Origin of the sequence: Halotia branconii CENA392, assembly GCF_029953635.1 — a bacterium.
GTDB classification, from domain to species: Bacteria; Cyanobacteriota; Cyanobacteriia; order Cyanobacteriales; family Nostocaceae; genus Halotia; species Halotia branconii.
Window position 1 is genome coordinate 932,383 of the sequence record NZ_CP124543.1, and the last position, 20,419, is coordinate 952,801.

16 protein-coding genes are annotated in these 20,419 nt (G+C 41.2%); 4 read left to right on the top strand and 12 right to left on the bottom strand.

Annotated features, from left to right (window positions below; genetic code table 11):
* Positions 1-116 precede the first annotated feature (116 nt).
* From nifD to nifB, 8 genes are all read right to left on the bottom strand, one after another.
* Complete coding sequence (nifD, locus tag QI031_RS04215) at positions 117-1,529, bottom strand: nitrogenase molybdenum-iron protein alpha chain (RefSeq protein WP_281483963.1); 1,413 nt, start codon at positions 1,527-1,529, stop codon at positions 117-119.
* Positions 1,530-1,685: 156 nt separating this feature from the next.
* Entirely contained in the window at positions 1,686-2,582 is an 897-nt protein-coding gene (gene nifH, locus QI031_RS04220; RefSeq protein ID WP_281483964.1) for a nitrogenase iron protein, read from the bottom strand.
* A gap of 2 nt (positions 2,583-2,584) precedes the next feature.
* Positions 2,585-2,728 carry a hypothetical protein gene (locus QI031_RS04225; protein ID WP_281483965.1) on the bottom strand — a complete coding sequence of 48 codons (144 nt, stop codon included), beginning with the start codon at positions 2,726-2,728 and terminating at the stop codon, positions 2,585-2,587.
* Positions 2,729-2,929: 201 nt separating this feature from the next.
* Positions 2,930-3,286 (bottom strand): globin domain-containing protein, encoded by a 357-nt coding sequence (locus tag QI031_RS04230; RefSeq protein WP_281483966.1) that lies wholly within the window; start codon positions 3,284-3,286, stop codon positions 2,930-2,932.
* 230 nt (positions 3,287-3,516) lie between these two features.
* Complete coding sequence (gene nifU / locus QI031_RS04235) at positions 3,517-4,431, bottom strand: Fe-S cluster assembly protein NifU (protein ID WP_281483967.1); 915 nt, start codon at positions 4,429-4,431, stop codon at positions 3,517-3,519.
* A gap of 336 nt (positions 4,432-4,767) precedes the next feature.
* On the bottom strand, positions 4,768-5,967 hold the full coding sequence (gene nifS / locus QI031_RS04240) for a cysteine desulfurase NifS (protein ID WP_281483968.1): 1,200 nt from the start codon (positions 5,965-5,967) through the stop codon (positions 4,768-4,770).
* Positions 5,964-6,311, bottom strand: coding sequence for a 4Fe-4S binding protein (locus QI031_RS04245; RefSeq protein WP_281483969.1), 348 nt, complete (start codon positions 6,309-6,311; stop codon positions 5,964-5,966). The genes nifS and QI031_RS04245 overlap by 4 nt, the downstream gene beginning before the upstream one ends.
* A gap of 154 nt (positions 6,312-6,465) precedes the next feature.
* A complete protein-coding gene (nifB, locus tag QI031_RS04250; RefSeq protein ID WP_281483970.1) occupies positions 6,466-7,917 on the bottom strand; it encodes a nitrogenase cofactor biosynthesis protein NifB in 1,452 nt (483 codons plus the stop codon).
* 1,065 nt (positions 7,918-8,982) lie between these two features.
* Between nifB and QI031_RS04255 the strand changes: the two genes are divergently transcribed.
* Positions 8,983-9,927, top strand: a complete 945-nt coding sequence (locus QI031_RS04255) for an NAD(P)-dependent alcohol dehydrogenase (protein WP_281483971.1) — start codon at positions 8,983-8,985, stop codon at positions 9,925-9,927.
* Between the two features lie 233 nt (positions 9,928-10,160).
* On the opposite strand, the gene QI031_RS04260 is transcribed toward QI031_RS04255, so the two are convergent.
* Positions 10,161-11,006, bottom strand: a complete 846-nt coding sequence (locus QI031_RS04260) for an HIT family protein (RefSeq protein ID WP_281483972.1) — start codon at positions 11,004-11,006, stop codon at positions 10,161-10,163.
* Between the two features lie 459 nt (positions 11,007-11,465).
* Positions 11,466-11,792, bottom strand: a complete 327-nt coding sequence (locus QI031_RS04265) for a winged helix-turn-helix transcriptional regulator (RefSeq protein ID WP_281483973.1) — start codon at positions 11,790-11,792, stop codon at positions 11,466-11,468.
* A gap of 112 nt (positions 11,793-11,904) precedes the next feature.
* On the opposite strand from QI031_RS04265, the gene QI031_RS04270 reads away from it, so the two are divergent.
* Positions 11,905-12,639: an SDR family oxidoreductase gene (locus QI031_RS04270; RefSeq protein ID WP_281483974.1), complete on the top strand. Its 735-nt coding sequence runs from the start codon at positions 11,905-11,907 to the stop codon at positions 12,637-12,639.
* A gap of 484 nt (positions 12,640-13,123) precedes the next feature.
* Here the strand turns inward: QI031_RS04270 and QI031_RS04275 are convergent, their stop codons facing one another.
* Together QI031_RS04275 and QI031_RS04280 are read right to left on the bottom strand one after the other, a co-directional pair.
* Entirely contained in the window at positions 13,124-13,969 is an 846-nt protein-coding gene (locus tag QI031_RS04275; protein ID WP_281483975.1) for a response regulator transcription factor, read from the bottom strand.
* An 84-nt stretch (positions 13,970-14,053) separates the two neighbouring features.
* Positions 14,054-16,009 (bottom strand): scytonemin biosynthesis sensor histidine kinase, encoded by a 1,956-nt coding sequence (locus tag QI031_RS04280; protein ID WP_281483976.1) that lies wholly within the window; start codon positions 16,007-16,009, stop codon positions 14,054-14,056.
* Positions 16,010-17,366: 1,357 nt separating this feature from the next.
* Here QI031_RS04280 and scyA point away from each other — a divergent pair.
* Together scyA and scyB are read left to right on the top strand one after the other, a co-directional pair.
* Complete coding sequence (gene scyA / locus QI031_RS04285) at positions 17,367-19,235, top strand: scytonemin biosynthesis protein ScyA (RefSeq protein WP_281483977.1); 1,869 nt, start codon at positions 17,367-17,369, stop codon at positions 19,233-19,235.
* A 108-nt stretch (positions 19,236-19,343) separates the two neighbouring features.
* Positions 19,344-20,405, top strand: coding sequence for a tryptophan dehydrogenase ScyB (gene scyB / locus QI031_RS04290; RefSeq protein ID WP_281483978.1), 1,062 nt, complete (start codon positions 19,344-19,346; stop codon positions 20,403-20,405).
* The last annotated feature ends 14 nt before the right edge of the window (positions 20,406-20,419 follow it).

Here is a 20,419-nt window from a genome sequence, read left to right on the forward strand (position 1 = left end):
TCAAATCTTAAAACTAGACTGAATAAGAGTTATATTGTTTTAAGCATCAAAAGAGATTGTTACCGAATAACCCTAAAACTTGCATTTAGGCTAAAAATTGACTCTTTTTTCTACCACTATAGTAAAAAACTTGCCTGACTTGACTTGTAAGAGCGATCGCTAGGTTCGGAGTAATCCCAAGAGTGCATTTGACGGAAAGGAAGACCCATCTTTTGGAAGACATACTTCTCTTTCACACCAGAAGCAATTAAGTCTGGCTTAAGTGCTTTAACAAATTCCTCGAACTCGTAAGCAGTCACGTCATCATAAACGATGGTGCCGTTTTCGATGTAGTGGGTAGTACGTTTGTAATCATCGTTATGAGCGAATTCATAACCAGTACCAACCATCTTCATACCCAAGTCTTGGAAAGCGGGTACAACGTGGCGAGGACGTAGACCACCGACCATCATGGCAACGGTCTTACCTTCTAAACGGGGGCGATACTTCTCAACGATCGCATCCATTGTAGGCTGATACTTAGCGATGATCTTCTCAGCGTTTGCTTGGATCTTCTCGTCAAACTTAGAAGCAATTTCCCGTAAAGATTCAGCAATCTTGGTGGGGCCGAAGAAGTTGTATTCCAACCAGGGTATACCGTAAGCTTCTTCCATGTGACGGCTGATGTAGTTCATCGACCGATAACAGTGGATGAGGTTCATCTTTACATTTGGAGTCATCAACATTTCGTTGATAGTACCATCACCAGACCACTGAGCAACTACGCGCAAGCCGAGTTCTTCTAAAAGGATACGGCTAGCCCAAGCATCACCACCGATGTTGTAGTCACCGATAATAGCTACATCATAGGGGGTAGACTCGAATTGTAAATTGCCTTCTTTTTTATCTTTGTCGGCTCTGGTGAATACCCAGTCACGCACCATGTCGTTAGCAATGTGGTGTCCTAAAGACTGAGAAACACCCCGGAAGCCTTCGCAACGTACAGGAACAACAGGCTTGCCAATTTCTTTTGATGACTTTCTAGCAACAGCTTCGATGTCATCTCCAATTAGACCAATGGGACATTCAGATTGAATGGAAACACCACGGTTCAAGGGGAATAAGACTTCGAGTTCTTCAATGAGCTTTAAGAGTTTTTTGTCGCCACCAAAAACGATATCCCGTTCTTGGAAGTCAGAGGTGAAGTGCATGGTACCAAAGGTGTCAACACCTGTTGTACCAATGTAGTAGTTACGACGACCAGACCAAGACCAGTAACCGCAACCAACAGGCCCGTGGCTAATGTGGATCATGTCCTTAATAGGACCCCAAACCACACCTTTGGAACCTGCATAAGCACAACCACGAGCAGTCATTACACCAGGAATAGATTTGATGTTAGACTTAACGCCGCAATCGCTCTTACCTTCTTCGTATACATTTAAGTGCTTTTCCCGTTTTTTCTTAGCTTTATCAGGATAAGCATCTAGAACTTCTTTAATTAGTTCTTTTCTTTCTTCGATGATGTTTTGATTTTCTGGAGGAGTCATTTTGTAGCCTCTCTTGCACCTAAGGAACGGGTATGGGGGAATGGGTAGGGCTGTTTAACTGCCTTTTTTCCCCTGTGGGGTTGGGGACTCGTAGTCCCCTGGGGGATAGAAGGAAATGTTGGAAGAATTTTCTTCCTTTTGACTTGTGCTAAATGTTTATTTAGCAGCAGCAGCAGCAGCGTCAGCAGCAATAAGTTTTGCTGCTTCTTCGTCGCTTTCGAGGATACCGAACTCGATCAACAGTGCTTCTAGTTCGTCCATCTCAATGGGTGTGGGGATGGTGAGCTTTTCGTTGTTGATGATCTTCTTAGCTAAAGCGCGGTATTCTTGACCTTGGTTGCTATCTGGTGCGTACTCGTTAACAGTCATCCGGCGCAATTCTGCGTGTTGAACGATGTTGTCGCGGGGTACGAAGTGAATCATCTGGGTGTTCAAACGTTCTGCCAGAGTTTCGATCAATTCGATTTCGCGGTCAACTTTACGGCTGTTACAAATCAAGCCACCTAAGCGCACACCGCCAGTGTGAGCATATTTCAAAATACCACGAGCGATGTTGTTGGCAGCATACATCGCCATCATTTCACCAGAGGTAACGATGTAGATTTCTTGTGCTTTACCTTCACGGATAGGCATAGCAAAACCACCACATACAACGTCACCTAGTACGTCGTAAGATACGAAGTCAACGTCTTGGTATGCACCGTTTTCTTCTAAGAAGTTAATAGCGGTGATAATACCACGACCAGCACAACCTACACCGGGTTCTGGACCACCAGATTCTACGCAACGTACGCCACGGAAACCGGTGAGCATTACTTCTTCGAGTTCCAAATCTTCAACTGCACCACGTTCAGCAGCCAAGTGAAGCACGGTAGTTTGAGCTTTACTGTGCAGCATCAAACGAGTGGAGTCAGCTTTAGGGTCACAACCAACGATTAGAATGCGTTGACCCATTTCTGCCATAGCAGCTAGGGTGTTTTGGGAAGTGGTGGACTTACCAATACCACCTTTACCGTAGAAAGCTATCTGTCTGATTTTTTCGTCAACAGCCATGATTAGATATCTCCTGCAATTGGTTGATTGGTGGGTCTGTTGTTTTGTCTGTTAATTCTCACGGCTGTTGAGCTACAGCGTGAGCGTGTGTAGAACGTCACCGGGGGCGATCGCTCTACAGCAAAATTAGTGGATACTGGACTCATAATTATTCTGGGTTAAATTTTTATTTACCCTTTGTCATCTGTCGTTTGCCAAAACAAATGACAAAGGAATTACACACTTTACAAATACGTCATATTTTGGAAAGCTAGAAAAATTAAGTAGGACTTGAGTGAATACCAATTCGTAATTCGTAATTAAGAATGGTATTAGCTATTTGTCGATAATCAATGCGTCAGTCCTAATTACTTGTTCAAGATAGCGCCTTTTAAATTGGAGACACGATCTAGTGCAGCGCTGGTGTCCTCTGCTGATTCTCCGCGCACAGCCATTGCTTCACTCAAGTGTTTGGTGATCGCATCAAAGTGTTGTTGCTGTAATTTCATTCCTGCATGGGTTTTGTCCATCGGACGACCACCGTATTGTTTTGGCCCTTCAAAAATTTGAGATAAGAAAGCAACTAAATGATTACGTTGCTTGGCCATATCTGTACCAGCAAAAAAGTGATTGAGAGTGTTATCTGTGGCAATGCGTTTGTGGAGTTCGTCTACTATTTGTTCAAGAGCTGGTTGTCCACCAAGTTTGTCGTACAATGTACTCATATCCTGTTCCTTTGAAGCGAGTTGGATGAATACCAATTCGTAATTCGTAATTAAGAAAGTCAGATTTAATCTGTAGCTTTCTTTTGCAGAATTGGTTTAAGACTTGTATCTATGTGCTGTTGGTTAGGAATGAAGCATTGATGGGAAGACAATTTTAGCGGTCAAATCTTACTTTCTATTTGTGGCTAATCCACATTAAGGTGTATTTGGGCTGTGAGTAAATTTTTCAGCTATGGCTCAACAGCTTCGACAATCAGGTTCTTGCTGACTCTCTCTTGTAGTCTAGCTTCAATCGCAATTTTTAGGGTAGCTGTGCTGCTAGAACAAGAACCACAAGCACCTTGAAGGAGAACCTTCACATGATCGCCATCTACATCATAAAGTTCCACATCACCACCATCGGCAATCAATACGGGTCTGACTTCTTCATCCAGAACCTTTTGAATTAAGGCTATCTTTTGGACATTGGTTAATGGTCTTGGTGATTGCTGTTGAGAGATAGCTATATTTGTAGCAACTTTCACGCCATAATTGTTGAGAGTCGGCGCAGTAGATTCTTGCTGTACAGATTTAATTATATCATCAATATTTGCCAAACAGGAACCGCATCCGCCGCCAGCTTTGACATAATTTGTTACTTGTTCTGCATCAGTAAGCTGATTTTCGATAACTATGCGACGAATCTTAGACTCGCTAATGCCAAAGCAGCTACAAACTAATGCACCTTCGTCATCGTCGTCATGGGTGGCTAGAGGTATGCCTCGATAATTATAAATTGCTGCTTCTAGAGCTTCTTGTCCCATCACAGAGCAATGCATCTTAGCTTCTGGCAAGCCACCGAGGTAATCTGCAATTTCTTTATTGGAGACTTTTAACGCTTCATCTAAAGTTAAACCCTTGACCATTTCTGTCAACGCACTAGAAGAAGCGATCGCACTAGTACAGCCAAAGGTTTGAAAACGTGCATCTAAAATCTTATCAGATTCTACTTCAACTTTCAGATGCAATCTCAGCGCATCACCACAAGCAATGCTACCTATTTCTCCAGTGGCAAGTTTAACACCAGGTTCATCCGTTTTTGGGATTTCTCCCTGATTCTTAGGATCGTAAAACAGTTCTAATACTTTATCTGTATAGTCCCACATGACTTTTGTCCTTTGTTAGTTTTCAGTTGTTAGTTGTCAGTTGTTAGGCATCACGTAAAAATAAGTTGTACAAATTTAATCTGAAACAAGCTGTTAGCTTTTCTTCCACATCAAAAGTGTTCAGGTTATTTTTGCTAGACTCCTTTAGTTGTCATTTACCATTAATTAGACACACTTCGACTACGCGGTAGTTGAATCTCGACTTCGCGGCAGTTAAGCGTAGTCGAAACTCGATTTTTGCGCACTTGTACTGAGCGACTTGTACTGAGCGTAGTCGAAGTAAGTCGAAGCAGTCGAAACTCAGTGCATCGCTGACCACTGACCACTGACTACTGACTACTGACTAATAACCAATGACTGTTCTTGCAACCATCCTGCATTATCATTTTTGAAGGGTGAGAGAGCGCGTAAACGTTCTACAATGTTGGGCATGACTGCAATTACTTGATCGATTTCAGCGTCTGTAGTGTAGCGACACAGGCTGAAGCGAATCGAACCATGCAGGGTGGTGTAAGGTAAACCCATTGCCCGCAAAACGTGGGAAGGTTCCAAAGAGCCGGAGGTGCAAGCAGAGCCAGATGAAGCACAGATGCCGTATTGGTTTAAGGAAAGCAGAATAGCTTCACCTTCAATGTATTTAAAGCCAATGTTAGTGGTGTTTGGCAATCTCTGCGTTGGATCACCGTTAACTTCACAGTCGGGAATAGTAGCGAGTAGAGTTTGTTCTAGGCGATCGCGCAGTCTTTTTTCTCTTTTGGTCGCCTCTTCTAAGTGTAACATCTCTAGTTCAGCCGCTTTGCCCAAGGCAATAATTCCTGGTACATTCTCTGTACCTGCACGACGACCGCGTTCTTGGTGTCCGCCAATTAGCAAAGGACGGAACCTCACACCACGTCGCACATATAAAGCACCAATACCTTTGGGTGCATGAATTTTGTGACCAGACAAAGTTAACATATCCACGGTGCTATTCTTCATATTCAGAGGGATTTTGCCCACTGCTTGCACCGCATCGACATGAAACAAAGCGCCATGCTCTTTTACTCTTAATCCAATCTGCTCAATGGGGAAAACTGTGCCGGTTTCGTTGTTGGCATACATAATTGTCACCAAGGCAGTGTTCCCTGTCAAGGAAGCTTCCAGCTCATTGAGATCCAACTGTCCCTGACTATTTACCGAAAGATAAGTGACACTATAACCTTGGGTTTCCAATTGTTTGCAGACATTCAGTACCGCTGGGTGTTCAACTTGGGTGGTGATGATATGTCGCTTTTCTGGTTGCGCCAACAGCGCGGCTCGAATCGCGGCGTTATCTCCTTCTGTACCACAACTGGTATAAACAATTTCTGATTCATCAGCTCCTAAAAGGGCTGCCAGTTGTTGCCGTGCTGTTTTCACGGCTTTGCCGAGTTGTCCACCAAAGGTATGCATACTAGAGGGATTGCCGTAGTAGTCCCTCAAGTAAGGCAACATTACTTCTATAACTTCTGGATCTACCTTAGTGGTAGCATTATTATCTAGATAAATGATGCTCATATTCCTAAGACTTCACCCTGACGCTTTTGCAATTGCTCGGAAAACTTCTGGGAATAATATTCAAACCAACGCTCCCAGTAATCTTTTTTGTTGGTTAACTTCGCTAAAGAGTGGTTGTAATTAGCAAACCAGTCTTCCCAATAATCGCCTTTCTGTTTAACGCAACCGTTGCAGGTGGGACAACCAGCTTTACATTGAGGCACTGTGTAAAAGCTACCAACACAGTTTGTACAAAGTTCAGGGTCAATCCAGTGATTACCATCAATAACCTTAACTGCACCAGTGGGACATACAGACAGACAGAGATTGCAGGAAATACACTGGCTAGTGATTTTATAAGCCATGATTATTCTCCTTTTTTGGATGTTGGGCATGGGGCATGGGGCAATTAAGAGGAATTGGGGCAGGGTGCGGGGTGCAAGGGGGATGAAGAAAATTACCTCTTTCTCCTTTTCTCCCTGCTCCCTGCTCCCCTGCTTCTTTCATAGCCCCTAGTTCCTAGTCCTGAGCCTCTAATCCCTTTACATATTGCTCGTAAAACTCTAAAGCAACCTTTTCAATCACGTCGTAAGCTTCAACAGTCTGTATGCCAACTTCTTGCAATTTTTCTTGAGGACAGTTACCAATCTTGGAAACTAACACTGCTTTGCAATCTGCGATCGCTTTCATAATATGCTCGAAAGTGGCTTCTTCTCCGTATCCACCTTGACAATATTGATCAATCTTGCGGTGACTAACGAAACGAACTTCATTTCCATCCACTTCGTAAATTTGAAATTCTTTCGCATGACCGAAGTGTTGGTTAACTAATCCGCCACCTTTGGTTGCTACTGCAACTAAGATTTTGGGAGTCTGGGCAAATTTCTTGCCAGCAAATGCCTTTTGTTTGGCTGCTTCTAGTTCTTCTTTAAATTTCTCGATACCTTCGTGAACCAGGGTACGTTTTTCCAGGTCGTATTCTGCGTCCATTTCCATGAATTTATCTTTAGTAAATTCCTGGCTGCGGTCTTCTCCTAGTAATCCGACGGCATCGGCTCGGCATTGACGGCAATGGCGCATCATTTTCATATTACCGGAGCAGTTATCTTGAACTGCTTTGAGTTCTTTTTGGGAAGGCCCGCGCTGACCTGTTAAGCCGAAGTGTGTGCCATGTTCTGGCGCAGAAATCAACGGCATGATGTTGTGCAAGAATGCACCTTGCTCACGAATCATTTTGTTGACTTCAATCAAGTTTTGGTCGTTAACTCCTGGAATCATCACGGAGTTGACTTTACACAAGATGTCAGCTTCTCTGAGGGCTTGCAATCCTTCCATCTGCTTTTCGAGCAGAATTTTAGCTCCTTCCACACCTCTGTAGCGTTTACGCTTGTAGTGAACCCAAGAATAAATCTGTGCGCCGATTTCTGGGTCTGTGGTGTTGAGGGTGATAGTAACGTGATCTATATTTAATTGTTTAATGCGATCGATGTATTCGGGTAGCATTAAACCGTTGGTTGATAAGCACAACTTGATGTCTGGTGCTTTTTCTGCAATCAACTCAAAGGTGCGGAATGTCTTTTCAGGATTAGCCAAGGGGTCGCCAGGACCGGCAATTCCCACAACTGTCATTTGCGGAATCTTGCCTGCTATGACTATGGCTTTGTGTGCCGCTTCTTCTGGTGTGAGTAATTCGCTAACTACTCCAGGACGGCTTTCGTTCGCGCAGTCATATTTTCGGTTGCAATAGTTGCATTGAATGTTACAGGCTGGTGCAACTGCAACGTGCATCCGGGCATAATGGTGATGAGCGTCTTCGCTGTAGCAAGGATGTTTAGCAATCCGTTCTTTGAGCTTTTCATCTCTTTCCACGGTGGCGCTGCTTTTGCTGTCGCAGCCGCAACCACCTGATTTTGCTTGGGTTGTTGCTTCCTGATTGTCGGGGGTAATGATTTTTGTAGACGGTAGTGTCATTGAATTTCGCAAAAGTTCGGTGGACTGGGCTGCCACTGTGGGAGATGTTGTGGCTATTATCTTGCCTAGAAATTGAAGTCGCGTCTGTCGCACTGCCCGCAGCGGTCTACCTGATAACGGTAGTTAGACGCTTGATTAAAGCGGCTTTTTACAGAGTTGGGCAAGTTATAAATCCTGGAGGTTCGGCTAGTGTGTGTCAACGTTTGGTTCTTTGGGTGGAGTTGGTACGTGCAGCCGCGACTTCTATTTACAGAGGCAAGGTGCTATCTTCATCCCTCCACTCACTCTTCGCTTCTAATTTGTGTCGGAGCGTTAAGTGATTGGCGATATAAAATTTATAGCAGTCGTTCCTAAATGAAGCGGCTGGTTTCTCAAGGATAGAATTTATTGGATTTATTACGTTGGTACTCAAATATTGAAACCCTAGTTATAAGGGCTTTACAAGAATTAAAAAAGTTTTTTTCGGGTAGGGGTTCTAGTGTTTTTTGGCTGGGGTGCGAGTATTTATGAAGAGGGGTTCAGGATTTCTTTGTACTCAGCCACAACCCAGTAACAGTGAGGATTTCAGCCTTATTTGAATGGGTTTTGGTGCATTTTTATATGTACTCAAACTATCCTCAAATCTAGACAAAATCAATCAAGTCTTGGGGATTTGGGGGAAAAACTGGAGCAAGCTACGTCGTGCTACTCCAGATACGTGCGAAATTCAATTCTGTATCCAACATATCATTTTTTTCGAGATAAAAATGCAGTTCATATTTTTTTAACTTTTGCTGATTCCAGATATGCAATTAGGTCTTTAAGTCTTATCTGGTAAGTCATACAAGCTCTGGAAAATAGGTGAATGGATGGGAACTTTTTTCAAAAGATTTAATTTTTAACCTATATTTTTTTGGTTTTCACAAGCAGGAGACTTCGTTTTTACTGGTTCCTAGCTAACGAAACGCGATGCTATAAGATGTTCTGCGATCGCAATATACTTTAGTTCTAACTGCTCATTATAAACTCTCATGGTCGCTACACTGTAGTCATAACAGCAAAACAGGGCAGCAGGAGAAAAATGTGATGAAAGCAGCAGTTATCCACCGCTATGGTTCCCCTGAAGTGTTGCAATATGAAGATGTGGAGCAACCGCAGGTTAAATCTCATCAATTGTTGGTGAAAATCCACGCTACCAGCGTTAATCCCATTGATTGGAAAACTCGCCAGGGAGCGTTGAAGTTAATTACAGGCAATAAATTTCCCAAAATTTTGGGGTTTGATATATCTGGAGAAGTGATGGCGGTTGGTGCTAATGTCACGCGCTTTAGTCCAGGAGATGCAGTTTATGGTAGTACTATATTCCCTGGAGGATCTTATGCAGAATTTGCAGCCGTCCCAGAAAAAATAGTGGCGCTTAAGCCGACAAATTTGACTCATGAGGAAGCAGCTACCATTCCCTTAGCTGGGCTAACAGCTTTGCAAGCTCTGCGAGATCAAGGTAATATCCAATCAGGACAAACTGTCTTAATTAATGGCGCGTCTGGCGGTGTGGGAATTTTTGCAGTACAAATTGCCAAAGCTTTAGGAACAGAGGTAACGGGTGTTTGTAGTACCAAAAATTTGGATGTAGTCAAATCGTTGGGAGCAGACCGTGTGATTGATTACACTCAGGAAGATTTTACCGAAGATACAGCACAATATGACATTATCTTCGATGCCGTGGGCAAGCGATCGCTTTCTAATTGCAAACGCGTCCTCAAACCCAACGGAATTTATATTACAACGTTACCTACACCGGAAGTTTTGGTGCAGAGTGTCTTAACGGCATTTCTTCCCGGTAAAAAAGCAAAATTTCTCTTTGAACAGCCTAATACTCAAGACTTAATTTATCTCAAAGAATTGATTGAGGCGGGTAAAATTCGGACTGTAATTGACCGCACTTATCCTTTACAAGAACTAGCTGCGGCTCATGCATATAGTGCAAGTGAACGAGCAGTTGGTAAGATTGCGATCGCTGTTGCAAGTTGATATTTCTGTAGTGGGGTAGCATATCTGATGGATTCTATTGGATGCAATATTTACAGCATTTTGCAAGTAAATTTAGTCAGGGGAGGGTACGCGACAGCGCGGGGGAGTATTTTTGTAACTCACCAACTTTAAATCTGCTGTATGCATCCGCTGGCATAATCTAGCAAAAATGAAATTTGATTATTTTCCTCAAACACTTTCTGAGTAATAAATTCGGAATCTATATAGTAAAGTTATTTCCCTTTAGGAATAACGGTTCTAATGCCACTTTTAACACCGATAGCATCGCCTTTGTAACGAGGGATGATATGAATACTACTGTGCATAATATTTTGCCCTGCTTCTCTATTGATGTTCATGCCGACGTTAAAGCCATCAGGAGTGAATTGTGTTTTAAGAATTTCTTGGACTTTATTGACCATCAACCAGCAAGCAGATTGTTCTTTAAATGGTAAATTAAAATAATTGCTAACATGACGTTTAGGGATAACTAAAATATGTCCTTTACTAATAGGATAACCGTCAAATATAGCATAAGCGGTTGCTGATTCTGTTAGTAAATTAAGATTTTTATGAGGATTACAAAATATACAGTGATTCGTTGAGTTGCGTTGATAATTATACTGATATAATTCCCGATTTTCATCTAAATAAATGGAAAAAAACGGAAGTTTGACGCTACACTGATATGTTGGCTTTTTATGGATATAATGTTCTCTAAATCCTTCTTTTTTAAGATCCCTTCTTACAGCATAAAAGGCTTTACCTCCTGGTTTTAATAAATGCGATATTTCCATTAATACACGAGTTTGTTCTTCAGGAAACAAAACATTTAAAACATAAAAGCAAATGATTGTATCAAATTTTTCATGAGGATATTGGGGAAAATAATAAGGATCATAACCTGTAATATCACAACCTTTGTGGCGTAGTAATTTCACATCATTACCAAAGCCACAACCAAAATCTAATATTTTGCCTTGGAGCAAGTTTTGATTTAATAAAAACTGGGCAGGAGATGAGAGATAAGTTCTTTCTATTGCCGTGAAATGGCTGAATTGATTTTTCTGCTGTTTCATGGGGTTTCAATATTCATGTTCTCCCTGTTTTAGCACAAGCTAACATAACACCCAGAAACTTCAGCAAGAAAGTAGACGGGTGCATCCCAGTTTTTATTTGACAACAATAGAATAAGTGTCATTGCGAGGAGGAACGACGAAGCAATCGCATTGACTTGTTTTTAGTCAGAGATTTTGCGATTGCTTCACTCCACTTCGTTACGTTCGCAATGACGTTCAAAAAAGTGGGATGCTCCCAAAGTAGACTTCTTGCAAAAGTCGTTTTTTCGCGTTCTTCTTTGCGTGTTTGTGCCTACCCTGCGGGAACGCCTAAAGGCAAACGCGCGAAAAAAAAATATTTATGCAAAAGGTCTAATAACTCCTGAGCAATTTACTTAACACGTTCTCAAATCTCTGGGTTTTGAATTATCATTGAGCGATTATTTTGGCTAGGACGGATGTTAACAATCGATTCATGAGCTATTGATGATTTAATAGGTGTTCTTTTCCCCATTCACAAAGAGACTTCAGAGCAGGTTCAAGGCTTTTGCCATAATTTGTAAACGAATACTCTACTTTTGGAGGAACTTCTGAGTAACTTGTTCGGTTGACGATTCCATCCTTTTCTAGTTCGCGCAATTGTTGAATCAACATTTTTTCTGTAATTTCAGGTATCAACCGCTTGAGTTCACTAAAGCGTCTTGTTCGGTCTTTCAAATGCCATAAAATCAAAATTTTCCACTTACCTCCTAGTACTTTTAGGGTTGTCTGCACAAACACAGTTCCTTCCGTTTGATCTTCTGACATTTGTACCTCTTGAGAATCCGAGAAGCTTACCAAAAAGTAAGTACTTCTCAAAAAGTAAGTATGAGCATATTGTAGAAGATGCTTAACTTATTTCTAACTAGGAAATAACACGATGCCATCTTTACAAAACAAAGTAGCGATCGTCACAGGCTCCTCTCGTGGAATTGGACGGGCGATCGCAGAGCGATTAGGGCGCGATGGTGCGTCTGTAGCCGTTACCTATGCCAAGAACAAAGACAAAGCTGAGGAGGTTGTTGCTGCAATTAAAGCAAGCGGGTCAGAGGCGATCGCACTCCAAGTCGATGTCAAAGAAATTGATAGTGTGCGTCGCTTATTTCAACAAGTACTTGACCACTTCGGCAGGATTGACATTCTGGTTAACAATGCGGCTGGTAAAAATATCTTCAAGCCCACCATCGAGATGACTAATGACGAATATAATAGTATGTTCGATATCACGCGTGGGGTTTATTTTGCCCTACAGGAGGCAGCAAAACACCTGGCTGATGGCGGTCGAATCATTAGTATTTCTACGAGTGGTACGGTAATGGCGATCCCAGCTGGAGGAGCCTACTCTGGTTCCAAAGGGGCGATCGAACAGTTTAGTGCTTGTTTAGCAAAAGAATTAGGAAAGCGCGGTATTACCGTAAATACGGTTTCGCCAGGAGTTACAGATACAGATGGGCTAGTTCTGGACGAAGAACAAGTCAATCAACTCATTGCTCAAACTCCACTTCAGCGTCTTGGTCAGCCAAAAGACGTAGCGGATGCGGTTGCAATATTAGTTTCAGATGATGCTCACTGGATTACAGGACAGAGCATTCGCGCCAATGGCGGCATTGCTTAACAACTAAATTCAGAGCAAAAATAGTTACCACACAATTTAAAACTGCCCTAGACAAAATCCAGAGCAGTCTTTAATAGAAGTAAATTATATAGGAGACTTATATTGTTGTCCCCCGGTTTATGCATAGTTAATACTGTTATAAAACACTCTTCACTTGGTGTTCTGTACTTTACGCAAAAAATGAATAATTTTAATAGTGGCATTACAAAATTCAGAAGTTATAGGAGTCCTATAGTAACTACATATAAGTCCAAAATATATCGATAAATTTCTGCGGGGATTACTGGTTTTTGCAGACTTAAAGCCAGTAGTTTAGGTAGGCGATCGCCATTCGTGCAACAACGCCCAAGGGTATTGTTAAGGTAACGGTTATTAGCAACTGATCAAGACACGAGTAATCATCATCAAAAGCATGAAAAATGATTAGCTCGGACTAGCACTGCTGCCTTGGAAGTCAAAAGTCAAAATAAAATTCTAGATTCACTTATAAGGCTGTTTCTAGCTCTGGTAACACAACCTGATCAAGTGCTTGCTGCTCTTTGCGCCAAGCATGGGGAGGTAAACCGTGATGTTGGCGAAACTGGCGGGAAAAATGACAGACATGTTGATAGCCTAAGGCTTTGGCAATTTGCTCGATTGTCTGATTGTTATTTTGGAGTAACTTTCGAGCTTCAGCCATGCGGCGTTTGACAATCCAGATGTTGACAGTTTTTCCTGTCTGTCTTGATACTCGATTAGTTAAGTAAGCAGCTGAGTAACCTACTGCCTCAGCCACATCACACAATGTAATTCCTTGGTCATAATTAGCTTCAATGAAGTCAAAAACTTCTTGTAGTTGTGGATCACTAGGAAAAATTGATTTTGGAGAGGTGTTTGAGGAAACTTTATTTACAGATGCTGGTTTTGCAGCTTTCTGGAGCTTAGTCACAAACCAATCTTGAAGACTAGCTTGCTTTTTTAATCGGCTAGCGATCGCCCTCAGCAATTCATCTACTGTCGAAGGTTTGGTAAGATAATCATCTGCTCCCAATTCCATAGCCTTGCGAACATCTGTCTTACTGTTGCTACCAGTCAGAAAAATGAATGGAATAATCTTTGTTACAGGATCTTGGCGCAGTGTAGTCAGAACGTCATAACCATCTATATCAGGCATTGCAATATCACAAATTACCAAGTCAGGTAAATGCTCTTGCGCTTGCTGGATACCATCAAGACCGCTTTCAGCATCGAATATTTCAAAACCTTCAGCTTCAAGACCTTTGACGAAAAGATTACGGGTAATGGCATCATCTTCGATTACGAGGATTTTTTTTGAGGATTGGTACATCATTATTTCTATCACTAAAACTTTTGGCAGGTAATAATTACGTAACTCTAATGCCGAATATTCAATAGGGATGAAGTTGATAAACTTTCATTTAACTAATGGCAAAAGCACAGTAAACGTAGAGCCTACATTAACTTCACTCTCTACAGTAATTTGACCTTGATGTAAATCTACAAGAGTCTTGAGGATTGATAATCCTAATCCAGTACCAGGAATATGATCGATATTGCTGCCTCTGTAGAATGGCTCAAATAAGTATTCTTGATCTGCGACTGGAATCCCAATTCCCTGATCTTTTATTTGGAAAATCACTTGTTCACTCTCACACCAGAGTTGAAAATCAATCGTACAGTTAGAGAGGGAATATTTAATTGCGTTATCTAGCAAATTTTTTAAAATAGACTCTAGCAATTTTTTATCCATGCAGGCCGTTAAGCTGTACGCTGGACTGACAAAGTTGATTTGACACTGACTACTGGTCATCTGCATCTGTGCCACTAAATCATTGCAGAACTGAACTAGTTCTAACGGTTTTGGCTCAAAGTTGATTTTTGCAGACTCCGCTTTAGAAAAGAACAGAATATCATCCACCATTTGGCTGATATGTTCGGAGGCTGTTTGAATATTATCGAGTAATGGTCGTATTTCTTGTTCTGTCCATTCGCAGATATGTCGCTTGAGTAAGCTATTAGAGAATGAAACAATATTTAGCGGTGTGCGGAACTGATGACAGACTATAGATAAAAAGCGCGCTCTCAGTTCGCTTAGTTGTTTAGCTTGTTCTAGAGCTTGGTTAAGTTCTGATTCGGCATATTTGTAATCGGTGATATCAATACCCGCGATTAGTTGAACTGGTTTATTGCCAAAATCCAGCACTCCATCTAGGACTGCGACTGTGCAAGCTAGCCAGCGTTCTGTACCGTTTTTTGTGAGAATATTCATCTCTTGATATTCAAAGTTACCTATTTCACCCCGGTTACGTACTTGCCTACGTTTTTTATTTTTAATCAGTTGGCGAATATCAAAGCCATTTAATAGTTCCTCTTTGGTGTAGCCAGTCAGTAGCTCTACTGCCGGATTTATATAGCAAAGCCGTGTGCCTTGAATCAAGAAAGTGCTAGCATCAGTAATCTCTGCCAAAGTCCGAAATCTAGCTTCGTTCAGCCTTAATGCTTTCTCAGTCTGCTTGAATGCAGTAATGTCCCAGATACTCCAGACTCTACCAATAATTTTCTCATCAAGGCGCTGAGGCTGAGAGTAGTGGGCGAATATTCTGCCATCCTTTAACTCCAAAATGTCGTAGCTTTCAAAGTCAGATTGACTAGAAACTTCCCAAACCAATCGATTAAAGGCTTCTGAATCTTGCAGTTGGTTTTCAAAAAAGGCTTTACATCGAGGACATTTTTTAGACAGCATCAAAGATTCTGGAATCTGCCACATATCTATAAATTTCTGGTTAACGCTGAGAATATCTCCCTCAAAGTTAATTGCGATAATGCCATTGGCAGTAGATTCAAGAGTAGAACGAAGTATAGATATAGAGGTTTCTAACTCTGTTTGTTTGGTGTTGAGTTGCAAAACTTCTTGCTGCAACTTTTTTTTGCTTTCTCTTAATTCATCAATCCATTTCTGCACGCTCACATCTACTACTTCATTACTCTTTTCACGCACAAATGCACAGCCAAATCTTTCTCCTTGATGATTTATATAAGTCATGGCTATTTCTACTAGAAATATTCGACCTTGTTTTGTGCGATAACGAGATTTAAAAGTATAAGAATCCTGTAATTGAATATCTGCCCAATTATGTAGAGAATAGTCTACATCTATCTCTTGCAGTGTCATCGAAAGCATTTCTTCACCGGAATATTCAGTCATCCGGCAAGTGGCATCGTTAACATAGAGAAACTGCCCGTTGGCTCCTAAACAGAAGGCAGCATCTACAGCTTGATTAATCAAAAGATGAGCGAACTTCAACTCCACTTCTGGCTGTATTGCCCGTTGAGAGTTGGATCGAGCTAATCTATAATCGCCAGAACTCATATCCCTACTTATTTACTCCCCAGTATTTTTAAGTCAGCACCACAGCCATTAATAAACAATCATTGTTTTTTACAATTATTAGTGCAGTATGAGCTTGTTAAAAACGAATGAACTATTTTACAGATTAAAGTAGGTTATTTATGGTTTTTGCTTGATATAACAACTATACCAATAAATTTTAGTGTTTTTTCTTGTATCAGAATATATAAATTAAAAAAATGACGTTATTTATTTAGACACATATTTATCTAATCACTAATTATTGATTAGACTTTTTAACTTTTCACTTTTAGGTCGAAAGCAACATTGACTTACTAGCGATCTAAAACTGCTTCATTTTGAATTTAAGTCTGCTGACCTAGTTATCACCGTATTATTAGCCCATATTTTTACTGCTTAACTTAAGTGCTTAACGTTTCTTAATTTACCCTCTCAGAAATTTAACTATGGAAGAATGTGTCTAGTCATCCGTAATAAGGAGTACATTTATATTGCAAAAAAGCACCAGTATTTGTATTTTTTTGTAAAACAACACACATTTAGGATCAAAAATTGGAGTAATAATGTTTAATCATCTATCTTTAGAAATACATTTTTGGATGAATATGTACTAATTTTCCAGTTATCTTTCAAAGGAAAGATCAAACATTTACATTAATCATTTTGATTGATATAAGAAAATGTCAAAATTTTGTAAAGACTATTTAGCGATCGCATAAAGATTGCTACGATACTAGTATTTAGTGCTAGTAAAATTTAGCTAAATTTTATGGCTAGGCTAAAACAAATTTGACTCACATCAAATTTAGTATGCACTGAGCGTAAGACGTAGAAATTCAAAGTAATTGCTCCAAGGGGTAAAAAAGCTTCACAACTATCCCCAAGCGTCAATTTCCCAAAATTTTGTCATAGGGAATTATAGCCATTTTGCCAAAAGCGAAAGAATTGATAACCCTATCAACAGATTTTTCATTGCAAATATGGTCTGATTTGATTAAAAACTGCAAAGTTTCAAATTTGCAGAGCAGTTAAATGAGAATTGAGATCAGTTTTGTAACAAAAGCAAAAGAATTGCCAACCGCATCAACAGATTTTTCATTGTAAATCAGTGTTCACATCCTATATTCTGGTTTCTAGAAGCACAGACTTGATTGTTTTGCTTTTTTATAAAGTTTTTTTTAAATGGTCTTGAAAGCAGTTCTCTAAAGCAGTGATCGCAAGCCATAGCTATCTTTACTATCAACTAAGCTTGGCTGTATGTCGTCAAAATCACAGGATTGTTCGTATTAGATATTACAAAGAGTCCGGGCGTGAAATAGTGAGTCTTTGTGCAAATTTCTGAAATTAAGTGAAAGCAATGAGTAAAAAGTATACTGGTTCAAATTCTCCTCTAATGGTTACTGAGCCACACAGCAAATATGTAGAATCTGCGTTAGATGAATCTCGTCAATTAGACAAGTCGGGAAAAAATGAGATTCAGCCTTTTTTACCTGACGGTACAGACCCAACGCCTTCAGTCGCCGATGCAACTGCCCAAATGTTAGCCAAATTGGGAGTAAGTAGCGCTTTTGGTGTGGCTGGGGGTGCGATGGCTAGTCTATGGGGCGCACTGTCAAATAGCTCTATAGAAGTATTGAACTTCCGCCATGAAACTGGGGCTGCCTTTGCAGCAGTTGAGGCATATTTTGCTAGCGATCGCCCTACAGTTATATTTACCACAGCCGGGCCGGGGATCACTAATTCTCTGACAGGTTTATTTGCTGCTCGTGGCGAAGGTGCAAAGGTAATTTTAGTCTCAGCTTGCACCTCAGCCCCAAATCGTGGGCGTTGGGCAATTCAAGAAACCAGCAGCTACACATTACCCAGTGGGGGAATGTTTACATCAGGAGCATTATTCAACTATGCAATCACGATTGAATCTGCTGCCCAACTACCGCAGATTTTCCGTAAACTGGCTTTAGCTTTAGCCCAACCAGGGGGATTTGTAGCTCATTTGAGCATTCCTACTAGTGTGCAGACAAGTTTAGTTGAGGATATATCTTGGCCTCAACTAGATATACCTCGTAATGCGATCGCACCGAATCAACAAGCGATCGCTAAATCTGTAGAATTATTATCGGCTGGCCGCTTTGCTATCTGGGTTGGTTTCGGGGCGCGGGAAGCAGCAGAAGAAATTCGCCAACTCGCCGAAAAAACTGGTGCAGCAGTCATGTCCTCACCCCGCGCCAAAGGTATTTTTCCTGAAGATCATCCTCAATATATAGGTGTCACAGGTTTAGGTGGTCATGCTTCTGTCTTTACCTACATGCAAGAACAACCACCACTTTGTACCCTCGTACTGGGAACCCGCCTTGGTGAACCGACTTCCTTTTGGAGTCCGGCGATGGTTCCCCCCAGAGGTTTCGTCCATGTAGATATAGACCCAGAAGTACCAGGAGTAGCTTATTCACACGCTGAAACTTTTGCAGTCCGGGCTGATATCAAAACCTATTTGCAGGAACTATTAAAGCATTGGCCAGAGAATGATTCGCCCTCTATAGAGACATTACCTCATCCAGAACACGAAGTAATTCCCTTAGATTTAGATATAGATTATCCCGTGCGGCCAGAAGTATTGATGGCAGCTATTCAAAAGGTAATTGTTGAAGGCAGTAATGCCGTAGTTATGGCAGAGTGCGGTAACTCCTTTACTTGGTCAACTCATTTTCTCAAATTCCCCCAAGCTAATCGCTACCGAGTTAGTACCGGAGTTGGCGCAATGGGTCACGCCGTCACAGGAGTATTAGGTGCAGCACAAGCACGCAACGGCAAAGCCGTAGCCATTGTCGGTGATGGTGCAATGCTCATGAATAACGAAATTAGCACAGCCGTCAAATACAAAATTCCTGCCATCTGGATTGTACTAAACGACGCTCGTTATAACATGTGCCATCAAGGCATGAAAATACTGGGATTAACAGGTGCGGATGCCACAATGCCAGTGACAAACTTTGCCATGATAGCACGCGGTATGGGAGCCGAGGCGATCGCAGTCGTCAGAGAAACAGATCTCGAAGCCGCATTAGAACAAGCATTAGCTGCAAATGTTCCCTTTTTAATCGACGTAGTAATTGATCCCGACAGACTTGCACCCTCTGGTGGACGCAACAAAAGTTTAGCAGCTCAAGGAGTTAAATCTAGTCCAGCCAAAACTCCAGCTAAAGCAGTCTCATTCCCATCAGTTTGACCGAAAACAGGGTGTGAGCAACCTCATACCCTCAATCCATTCATCTTTTTCCTCTCTGCGCCTCCGCGTCTCTGCGTGAGAAAAGTAATCAATAACCAAGTAACCAAAATGCTGCTATTTGAAACCGTTAGAGAAATGGGTCACGAACAAGTTCTCTTTTGTCATGGAAAAAATCCAGACATTAGAGCAATAATCGCCATCCATAGCACGACCCTAGGCCCAGCAATGGGAGCAACCAGATTATTTCCTTACATGAACGAAGAAGCTGCCTTAGAAGATGCACTTCGTCTTAGTCGAGGAATGACCTACAAAGCTGCCTGTGCTAACATTCCCGCCGGTGGAGGAAAAGCAGTAATTATTGCTAACCCTGAAAACAAAACAGATGACTTGTTAAGAGCTTATGGACGTTTTGTAGACAGTCTTAACGGTCGTTTTATTACAGGACAAGATGTCAACATTACTCCTGACGACGTGCGGACAATTAGTCAAGAAACCAATCATGTTGTTGGCGTATTTGAAAAATCTGGTGGCCCTGCTCCCATCACAGCCTGGGGAGTATTTCTAGGTATTAAAGCCGCTGTCAAATTCCGTTGGCAAAACGAAAATCTACAAGGCATGAAAGTTGCAGTTCAAGGTTTAGGAAATGTTGGCAAAAACCTCTGCCGTCATTTGCATGAACAAGGCGTAAAGCTTTATGTCAGTGATGTTAATTCAACCAAAGCAAAAGAAATAAAAAACCTTTTTGGTGCAACGGTTGTAGAACCAGAAGAAATTTACTCTTTAGATGTAGATATTTTCTCACCTTGTGCTTTAGGTGGAACCCTTAATAGTCATACAATTCCTTTTTTGCAAGCTCCAATTATTGCTGGTGCAGCTAATAATCAATTAGGAATTGAGCAACTACATAGTCAAATGCTTACCAAAAAAGGAATTTTGTACACTCCTGACTATGTAATTAACGCTGGAGGATTAATTAATGTCTATAACGAAATGATTGGTTACGAAGAAGAAAAAGCCTTTCAGCAAGTGCAAAATATTTACGACACATTGTTAGCAATTTTTGATATTGCTAAACAACAAGAAATTACAACTAATGATGCTGCAAAACAATTAGCAGAAGAGCGCATCAACAACGGTAAGTACAGCAAAGTTAAGGCGATCGCAGCTTAATTATTATTATCTTC